Origin of the sequence: Streptomyces graminilatus (genome assembly GCF_001418565.1) — a bacterium.
Taxonomy (GTDB): domain Bacteria; phylum Actinomycetota; class Actinomycetes; order Streptomycetales; family Streptomycetaceae; genus Streptomyces; species Streptomyces graminilatus.
On the sequence record NZ_LIQQ01000094.1, the window covers coordinates 42,261 to 50,928 of the forward strand.

Genomic DNA, 8,668 nt, shown 5'->3' on the forward strand with positions numbered 1-8,668 from the left:
CGCAGGGCGCCCGCGCTGCCCTTGCGGTCGGGCTCAGGTCGCGGATGATTGATCTCATGACCGTTCCGGACGCTGTCGGCGACGTGGACCATGACCTGGACGTGGACGTACTGATCGTCGGCGGCGGGCCCGTCGGCCTCACCGCCCGGGTCCTGCTGGAGCGCTGGGGGGTACGGACGCTGCTCGTCGAGAAGCGGGCCGAGCTGTCGCCCTTTCCCCGGTCGCGGCTGGTCAACGTGCGGTCGATGGAGATCTTCCGGCAGCTCGGGCTCGCCGACACCGTCGCGGCCCGCGCCTTCCCGCCGAAGTACGGACGTATCCGCTTCCGGGACACCCTCCTCGGCCGCGACTTCGCCACCGCCGCGATGATCGGGGTCGACGCGCCGGTGCCCGAGAGCCCCGTGACCGGCGTACTCACCTCACAGGACCGGCTTGAGCCCACCCTGCTCGCAGGGGCGGACGCGGTGGACGCGGAGGTGCGGTTCGAGGCCGAGGTCGTCGATCTCGTCGACGTCGAGGAGGCGGAGTACGTCGTCGCCCGGATCGTCGATCACCGGCGCGGTGTCCAGATCCGCGTCCGCGCCCGGTACGTCCTCGCCGCCGACGGCGCCAACTCCACCGTCCGGGGACTGCTCGGCATCGGCACCGCCGGTCCCGGTGCGCTCGGGCGCGTCACCACCGTCGTCTTCGACGCCGACCTCACCGCCTGGTCCGCCGCTCAGCCCGCCGGGGTCTACGCCACCGCGCACGGCATGTTCCTGCCGCTGTACCCGGAGGGCGGCTGGGCCTGGCTCGGGCCCACCCCCGAGGACACCACCGGGCGCGCCGACTGGGCCGGCCTCGTCTCGCGCGCCCTCGGGCCCGACGGACACGGCGTACGGGCCGACGTGCTGCGGGTCCAGCACTGGACGACCACCGCGTACATCGCCGAGCGTTTCCGGCGCGGGCGGGTCCTGCTGGCCGGTGACGCCGCGCACGCGCTGCCCCCGTCCGGCGGTCTGGGCATGAACGTCGGCATCGCCGATGCGCACAACCTCTGCTGGAAACTGGCCGGCGTCGTCCAGGGGTGGGCGGGTGCCGGGTTGCTGGAGAGCTACGAGCCGGAGCGGGAACCCGTCGCCCGTCTCAACCTCCGCCAGGCGGTGGCCAACGCCCAGCTCATGTCCCAGGCGCAGGAACGGCGCCGCGAGCAACTCCGGGCAGGGGCGGGCGCGATGGCCTCGGGCCCGGTCGAACTGCCCTGGTCGGAGCGGTACTTCGCGCAGCTCGGGCTGGTGCTCGGGGTCGCCTACGACGCCGACGCCGACCCCGACGGTGACCCCCACGGTGGCGGTCGCGCCCCGGGCGAGTTGCCCGAGCCCGGCACGGACTACGTTCCCACCGCCGAGCCGGGGCACCGCATGCCCCACCTCTGGCTGGCGCCCGGCCGCTCCACGCTCGACGCCCTCGGCGAGTGGTTCACCCTGTTCACCCCGGACCCCGCCCACTGGCAGCCGCAGGTCACCTCATCCCGGGCCACCTCGTCCGGGCTGCCCCTGCCCTTGCGCGTCGAGGCCCTGCCCGCCGGTTCCGCCGATTCCGCCGACCTGTTCGGCCTCGGGGCCCGGGGCGCGCTGCTCGTCCGGCCCGACGGGCACATCGGTGCTCGCTGGGCCGGAGAGGCGCCCGGCGAGTTCGCCCTCCGGGACGCCCTCGGCCGGATCAGCCGATCGACACTCAACTCGACGTGGTCGACGACGTAGGGGACGGGTCCGTGGCCGGTACCCGCCGCCTGCGCCTGCGCTTGAGGAGTGCCCAGGGGCCCCTCGGGCCCGTCGGCATGGCCGCCGTGACCTCCGTGCCCGGCTCCGACACCGCCTCCACCGCCGCCCGCGCCACCGGCAGGAAACCCTCGCGGCGCGACACGTCCGGACGCTCCTCGTCCGCCGGCCACAGGCCCAGGGCCGCGCACACCGTAGGGAGCACCGCCATCGCCGCCGTCGCGTAGCCCTCCGCCGAGGGGTGGAAGTTGTCCGGGCCGAACAGTTCACGCGGGTTCGCCTCGAACTCGGGGCCGAGCAGGTCGCCCAGCGACACCGTGCGGCCCCCCTGCTCCACGACCCCGATCGTCTGGGCCGCCGCCAGATGCCGGGACGCCCGCCGGGCCAGCCAGCGCAGCGGCTGCTGGACCTGCTCGACGGTGCCCAGGTCGGGACAGGTGCCCACGACCACCTCCGCGCCGGCCGTGCGGAGCCGACGTACCGCTGACGAGAGGTGGCGGACCGAGCGCGTCGGGGGCATGCGGTGGGTGACGTCGTTCGCGCCGATCATGATCACGCAGATGTCGGGAATCCGGCCGGAGTCCGAGACGGTCAGGCCCACCTGCCGGTCCAGGTCGTCGGACTGGGCGCCGGGCAAGGCCACGTTGAGCAGTTCCACCGGGCGTTCCGCGAACGCCGACAGACCGGACGCGAGGAGTGCGCCCGGGGTCTGGCGGGCCCGGTGGACGCCCTGGCCGGCCGCCGTGGAGTCGCCCAGCATGACGAGTCTGATCGGGGGCTCACCGGAGGCCGTGTATCCGCGCCCGTACAGGCCGTCCGCGCTCGGCGCGTGCGGACCGCCGCCGTTTCCCACCTGGCGTCTCGCCAGCCGTACCTCGGCCAGCACCAGACCCACGGCCGCCGCGCTCATCAGGCCGATCCCGCCACCGCCGTACGCGGCCCCGGCCGCGATCCGACGGGCCACTCTTGCCCTGGACATGCTCGTCATGCGTCGCCGCCACCTCCTCGTAGCCGTACAACCACTCCTTGCCCCGAACCTGCCGTCCGTCAATCGTGACGTGAGGTGAATGAGGGGGTGGACCCTTAGGCTGGCCGCACCAATGACAACCACTTTTATGTGCGGCAACCGGAGACAACGGTGCAATTCCACGACTCGATGATCAGCCTCGTCGGCAACACCCCGCTGCTGAGGCTCAACAGTGTGACCGCGGGCATTCAGGCGACCGTCCTCGCGAAGGTCGAGTACTTCAACCCCGGCGGATCCGTGAAGGACCGCATCGCCCTGCGCATGATCGAGGCGGCGGAGAAGAGCGGGGAGCTTCAGCCCGGCGGCACGATCGTCGAGCCGACCAGCGGAAACACCGGGGTCGGGCTGGCCATCGTGGCCCAGCAGAAGGGCTACAAGTGCATCTTCGTCTGCCCTGACAAGGTCTCCACCGACAAGATCAACGTGATGCGCGCCTACGGCGCCGACGTCGTGGTCTGCCCCACCGCCGTCGACCCCGAGCACCCGGACTCGTACTACAACGTGTCCGACCGGCTCGTGCGCGAGACGCCGGGCGCCTGGAAGCCCGACCAGTACTCCAACCCCAACAACCCCCTCTCGCACTATCACTCCACCGGCCCCGAGCTGTGGGAGCAGACCGAGGGACGGATCACCCACTTCGTGGCGGGCGTCGGCACCGGCGGGACCATCTCCGGGACCGGGCGCTACCTGAAGGACGCCAGTGACGGGCGCGTCCAGGTCATCGGGGCCGACCCGGAAGGGTCCGTGTACTCCGGGGGTTCCGGGCGGCCGTACCTCGTCGAGGGCGTGGGCGAGGACTTCTGGCCCACCGCCTACGACCGGACCGTGGCCGACGAGATCGTCGCCGTGTCCGACAAGGACTCCTTCCAGATGACCCGCCGGCTCGCCAAGGAAGAGGGTCTGCTGGTCGGCGGCTCCTGCGGGATGGCCGTCGTCGCCGCGCTGCGGGTCGCCGAGCGGCTCGGCCCCGATGACGTCGTCGTCGTACTCCTGCCCGACAGCGGACGCGGCTACCTCAGCAAGATCTTCAACGACGAGTGGATGGCCGACTACGGCTTCCTGGAGGACACCGGCCCCTCCGCGCGCGTCGCCGACGTCCTCGCGTACAAGGAGCACGGCCACATCCCCTCCCTCGTCCACATGCACCCGGACGAAACCGTCGGTCAGGCCATCGAGGTGCTCCGCGAGTACGGCGTCTCCCAGATGCCGATCGTCAAGCCCGGCGCCGGTCACCCCGACGTCATGGCGGCGGAGGTCGTCGGGTCGGTCGTCGAACGCGAACTGCTCGACGCGCTGTTCACCCAGCGGGCCTCCCTCGTCGACCCGCTGGAGAAGCACATGTCGGCGCCGCTGCCGCAGGTCGGCTCCGGCGAACCCGTCGGCGACCTGATGTCCGTACTCGGCGCCCATGACGCGGCCATCGTGCTCGTCGAGGGCAAGCCCACCGGAGTCGTCAGCCGGCAGGACCTGCTCGCCTTCCTCGCCAAGGGCAGCAACCAGTAGCGAACATCCGGTGTAGCGAACATCCGGTGAACGGGGCATGTCGGAGGCGAACTTGCGGCTTGTGCCGCGATGTCCCCTTCCGTTTCCTTTCGGATTGCTTTCGGACGGAGACTTCGTGGAAGTGGTACGAGGGTGTCACGTCCGCGCAGCACACGCTTAACACGCGACCGGCAGAGTAGTGGTTGTCGGCAAGGGCGGGAGCGGCTCCCCGCCCCAGCCGACAACCGAACGGCGTCACGGACCTCCGGAGCGGCTCCCGGACCTCCACCGACGCCCAGGACGCGCCAGCCCGGCCCTGACCCGGCCCGCGTCCCTCGCGGGGACCGCCGTCGTCCCGCCCTCCCGGCAACGGGGGGTGCGGCGGTCCCCGCGCTATCTTGCGCCTAAACCGGCGCCGCTCTCGCGGACGTGGTGCTGTCCGTTGGGGTTCCTCAATTGATGGTTGGGGGCGTCTGCTCCGGGAAGACGGATGCTGGGCGTGAGGCCTCATCGCTGAAACAAAGCGGGATGCTGAGGCCCCGACTTTCAGTTGCCGGACAGGCGGGTCAGGACGTCAGTCGTTCCAGGTGTCGCTGTTCTTGCTGGACCCGTTGTTTCGGCCGAAGAGCCACGCCGAACTGCCCACCGCCTGGAACGCGTTGACGCCCACGATGCCCGTCCACGCGACCAGCAGGCCGCCGATGCCCGAGATGCCCGCGGCGATGGCCGACAGGGGTATCGCCAGGACCAGGGAGACAATGGCGAAGCCGAAACGCTCGCCGAAGGTGTCGGTGGATTTCGGGTTGCGGGAGTCGCGTGCCGTCACCATCTGCTGCTCGGCCAGTTGGCGCCGTACCCGGCGCTCCACCGAGTCGTCTATCCGCTGGTCGACCTTTTCCAGGAACGAGTCGACCAGCGCGGACTCGTACTCGTCGCCCAGTTCCCTGCGGGCCTGCAGGGTGGCGTTGAGTTCCTTCTTCAGGTCGGCGTCGTGCGCGCCCGTGGTGTCCATACCGGTCATGCACACCACGGTAGGAGAAACCGCCGGGGCCTGGCACTGGGGATAGCCCCCCAGTCGACCCTGGGCCAGCCCCTAGGGTCACGACGATGCCGACAGGCTGGTGTCGGTTACTTCGTCAGGCCCTTTTCCTTCGCGTACGCGTTCGCCACGTCCTCCGGGTCCTTCTTGTCGTTGTCGACCTGGCTGTTGAGCTGGGTGAGCTGCTCGGTGGTGAGGACGTTGCCCAGCCGGGCGAGGGCCTTGCGGACGGTGTCGTCGGCCTTGCGGTCGGCGATCAGCGGCACGATGTGCTGGCTGGGAATCAGGTTCTTGGGGTCGGCCAGTACCACCCAGTCGTTGGCCGCGATGTCGGTGTCGGTGGTGAAGAGGTTCGCCACGTCGACGTCGCCCTTCTTCAACGCGCCCTTGACCAGCGGCCCGTCGGAGTCCAGCGACTTGAACTCCTTGAACTCGACGCCGTACACCTCCTGTAGCCCGACCGCGCCCACCCGCCGTTTCTTCACCTCGGGCGCGGCCCCGATCACCAGCTTGCCGTTCTGCTTGGCCAGGTCGGCGAGCGTGCTCAGGCCGTACTTCCGCGCGGTCGCCCGGGTGACGACGAAGCAGTCCGAGTCGGCCGCCTGGCTGTACGGCAGCACCTGGAGGCCGGCGGGCAGCGCGAGGGTGAGCGCGTTCTGCATGGTGCCAGGCTCGGAGGAGTTGTCCTTCGGGGCCAGGTAGTTGAGGAGGGCGCCCTGGTACTCGGGGAGCAGGTCGATGTCGCCGGCCTTGAGCGCGGGGATCACGATCTCCCGGGTGCCGAGGTTCGGGCGGACCTTCACCTTCACACCGGCCTCCTGGAGCACGGCCGCGTAGAGGTAGCCCAGCACCTGGTTCTCGGTGAAGTTGGCGGTGCCGATGGTGAGGCCGCCCTTGCTGGAGCCACTGCCTCCGCCCGTGCTGCCGGAGCCTTGGTCGAGGGAGGTGATGCCACCGCTGCACGCGGCGAGGGCGGGGACGGAGGCGGCTGCGAAGAGGCCGCCGAGGAGGGCGCGTCGGTTCATCGGAAGGGCCATCGGGAGGGCTCCTGGGCGGGGTGGGCCGGCTGGGCGGGATCGGTGAGTGGTCTTGTGGCGCGGGTGGTCACAGCGGGGGTGTCACGCCGGGCGGTGGCGGAAGAGGAAGCGCTGGATGCCGGAGAGGGTCAGGTCGAGGACGACGGCGACGGCCGCCACCAGTACCGCGCCGCCCATCACCTGGACCAGGTCGCGCTGGGCGAGGCCGTCGAAGACGTAGCGCCCCAGGCCGCCGAAGGAGACGTACGCGGCGATGGTGGCCGTGGCGACCACCTGGATCAGCGCCAGACGCAGGCCCGTCATGATCAGCGGGAGCGCGAGCGGCAGTTCGACCTGGAAGAGGACCTGGTGCCAGCGCATGCCCTGGCCGCGTGCCGCGTCCTTCACGTCCGGGTCGACGGCGGTCATACCGGCGTACGTGTTCGTGACGATGGACGGGACCGCGAGCGCGACGAGGGCGATGTACACCGGCCACATCGACAGGCCGCTCGCCAGGAAGACGAGAACGACCAGGCCGACCGTCGGCAGGGCGCGGCCGAAGGAGGCCAGGTTGATCGCCACGAACGCGCCCCGGCCCGTGTGGCCGATGAGCAGGCCGAGCGGGAGGCCGATGGCCGCCGCGATGAGGGTGGCGAGGAGCGAGTACTGGAGGTGTTCGGCGAGGCGGTGCGCGATGCCGTCGTAGCCGGACCACTGATGGCCGCTGGTCAGCCAGGCGCCGAGATTTTTGAAGAGTTCGTACATGTCAGGCTCGCCGCCTCGTCCACGGGGTGAGTACGTACTGGACGGCGACCAGCAGCGCGTCCGCGACCACCGCGAGCAGGAGGGTGAGGACCACTCCCGCGATCACCGGGGTCGGGAAGTCGCGCTGGAAACCGTCCGTGAAGAGCTGGCCGAGACCGCCGTCGCCGATGTAGGTCGCCACCGAGACGAGCGAGATCGACATGACCGTCGCGATACGTACCCCCGCCATGATCACCGGGAGGGCGAGCGGGAGTTCGACCGTGAGCAGGGTGCGCAGGGGGCGCGTGCCCATCGCCTTGGCCGCCTCCTTGGTCTTCACCGGCACCGAGTCCAGGCCCTCGACCGTGTTCCGCAGCAGCACGACCAGGGTGTAGACGGTCAGGCCGATCACGGTGGTGGTGCGGGTCAGACCGCTGATCGGGAGCAGCAGCACGAAGATCGCGATCGACGGGATCGTGAACAGGATGTTCGAGAGGCCGAGGAGGAAGCCGCGCAGGGGGCGGATCCGGTGGGCGATCACGGCCAGCGGGAGGGAGATCAGCAGGCCGAAGAAGACCGCCGAGAGGGCCGCCTGGAGGTGGGAGACCGTGAGGGAGGTCAGGTCGTCGGTGTGGTCGCCTATCCACGACCAGTCGATGGTCATGCCTCGACCTGGGCTTCTGCCCGGCCCTTTGCCTGGGCATCGGTGTGGGCGCGGCCCGCCTGTGCGTGGATGTCGTCGCGGGAGGAGACACCGGTGAGGGTGCCCGTCGCGTCGACGCGGGCTATGAGCCCGGTGGGGGAGGCCACCGACTCGTTGAGCGCGGCGAGAAGTGAGTCGCTGTCGCGGAGCGGCCGTACGGGGATGACGGGGATGTCAGGGTTCCCCGTACCGGCCGCGTGCCAGTGCAGGGGCCTGCGGGCCTCGTCGAGTACGAGGGTCCAGGTGCCGCCCTCGGGGGCCGGGCCCTGCGGGAGGTCCGCGAGGGTCTTCAGGGAGAGCAGCTTCAGGCCGCGCTCGGCGCCCAGGAAGTCGGCGACGAAGTCGTCGGCCGGGCGGGCGAGCAGCTCGGCGGGGGCCGCGCACTGGACCAGATGGCCGCCGGTGCGGAAGATCGCGATCTGGTCGCCGAGCCGGACGGCCTCGTCCACGTCGTGCGTGACGAAGACGATGGTCTTGTTCAACTCCTTCTGCAGGCGCAGCAGTTCGTCCTGGAGCTGGGTGCGGACCACCGGGTCGACCGCGCCGAACGGTTCGTCCATGAGGAGGACGGGCGGGTCGGCGGCGAGGGCGCGGGCCACACCGACTCGCTGCTGCTGGCCGCCGGAGAGCTGGTGCGGGTACCGCTTGCCGGCGTCGGCGGCGAGGCCGACGGTCTCCAGCAGTTCGGCCGCGCGGGCTCGGGCCTTCTTCCGGCCCCAGCCCAGCAGCAGCGGTACGGTCGCGATGTTGTCGAGGACCGTGCGGTGCGGGAAGAGGCCGGACTGCTGGATGACGTATCCGATGGATCGGCGCAGATCGGCGGCGTCCTGTCGGAGAATGTCCTTGCCGCCGACCTGGATCGTGCCGGAGGTCGGGTCGACCATCCGGTTGATCATC

8 protein-coding genes are annotated in these 8,668 nt (G+C 70.7%); 2 read left to right on the forward strand and 6 right to left on the reverse strand.

The features are described 5' to 3' along the window. Positions 1–56: 56 nt before the first annotated feature. On the forward strand, positions 57–1,742 hold the full coding sequence (locus tag AOK08_RS09910; protein WP_055525105.1) for an FAD-dependent monooxygenase: 1,686 nt from the start codon (positions 57–59) through the stop codon (positions 1,740–1,742). Here AOK08_RS09910 and AOK08_RS09915 read toward each other — a convergent pair. Continuing rightward, positions 1,717–2,748 carry an SGNH/GDSL hydrolase family protein gene (locus AOK08_RS09915; RefSeq protein ID WP_079053949.1) on the reverse strand — a complete coding sequence of 344 codons (1,032 nt, stop codon included), beginning with the start codon at positions 2,746–2,748 and terminating at the stop codon, positions 1,717–1,719. The two genes, AOK08_RS09910 and AOK08_RS09915, sit on opposite strands and share 26 nt — an antisense overlap. Before the next feature lie 150 nt (positions 2,749–2,898). Here AOK08_RS09915 and AOK08_RS09920 point away from each other — a divergent pair, with 150 nt between their 5' ends. Next, entirely contained in the window at positions 2,899–4,290 is a 1,392-nt protein-coding gene (locus AOK08_RS09920) for a cystathionine beta-synthase (RefSeq protein WP_055525107.1), read from the forward strand. A gap of 553 nt (positions 4,291–4,843) precedes the next feature. On the opposite strand, the gene AOK08_RS09925 is transcribed toward AOK08_RS09920, so the two are convergent. The 5 genes from AOK08_RS09925 to AOK08_RS09945 all read right to left on the reverse strand — a co-directional run. After that, positions 4,844–5,290 carry a hypothetical protein gene (locus AOK08_RS09925; protein ID WP_055525108.1) on the reverse strand — a complete coding sequence of 149 codons (447 nt, stop codon included), beginning with the start codon at positions 5,288–5,290 and terminating at the stop codon, positions 4,844–4,846. Positions 5,291–5,397: 107 nt separating this feature from the next. After that, the gene (locus tag AOK08_RS09930; RefSeq protein ID WP_055525117.1) at positions 5,398–6,333 is read right to left on the reverse strand and encodes an ABC transporter substrate-binding protein; all 936 of its coding nucleotides are present in this window, start codon (positions 6,331–6,333) and stop codon (positions 5,398–5,400) included. 93 nt (positions 6,334–6,426) lie between these two features. Next, positions 6,427–7,089: an ABC transporter permease gene (locus AOK08_RS09935; RefSeq protein ID WP_055525109.1), complete on the reverse strand. Its 663-nt coding sequence runs from the start codon at positions 7,087–7,089 to the stop codon at positions 6,427–6,429. 1 nt (position 7,090) lies between these two features. Beyond that, on the reverse strand, positions 7,091–7,732 hold the full coding sequence (locus tag AOK08_RS09940; RefSeq protein ID WP_055525110.1) for an ABC transporter permease: 642 nt from the start codon (positions 7,730–7,732) through the stop codon (positions 7,091–7,093). Then, on the reverse strand, positions 7,729–8,668 hold a 940-nt coding region (locus tag AOK08_RS09945), incomplete at its 5' end, for an ABC transporter ATP-binding protein (protein WP_055525111.1). The genes AOK08_RS09945 and AOK08_RS09940, both read right to left, overlap by 4 nt.

Coding starts and splice junctions, on each gene's coding strand:
- AOK08_RS09940 (WP_055525110.1), bottom strand. CDS start 7,732: ATGACCATCGACTGGTCGTGGATAGGCGACCACACCGACGACCTGACC.
- AOK08_RS09910 (WP_055525105.1), top strand. CDS start 57: ATGACCGTTCCGGACGCTGTCGGCGACGTGGACCATGACCTGGACGTG.
- AOK08_RS09930 (WP_055525117.1), bottom strand. CDS start 6,333: ATGAACCGACGCGCCCTCCTCGGCGGCCTCTTCGCAGCCGCCTCCGTC.
- AOK08_RS09915 (WP_079053949.1), bottom strand. CDS start 2,748: ATGACGAGCATGTCCAGGGCAAGAGTGGCCCGTCGGATCGCGGCCGGG.
- AOK08_RS09925 (WP_055525108.1), bottom strand. CDS start 5,290: ATGACCGGTATGGACACCACGGGCGCGCACGACGCCGACCTGAAGAAG.
- AOK08_RS09935 (WP_055525109.1), bottom strand. CDS start 7,089: ATGTACGAACTCTTCAAAAATCTCGGCGCCTGGCTGACCAGCGGCCAT.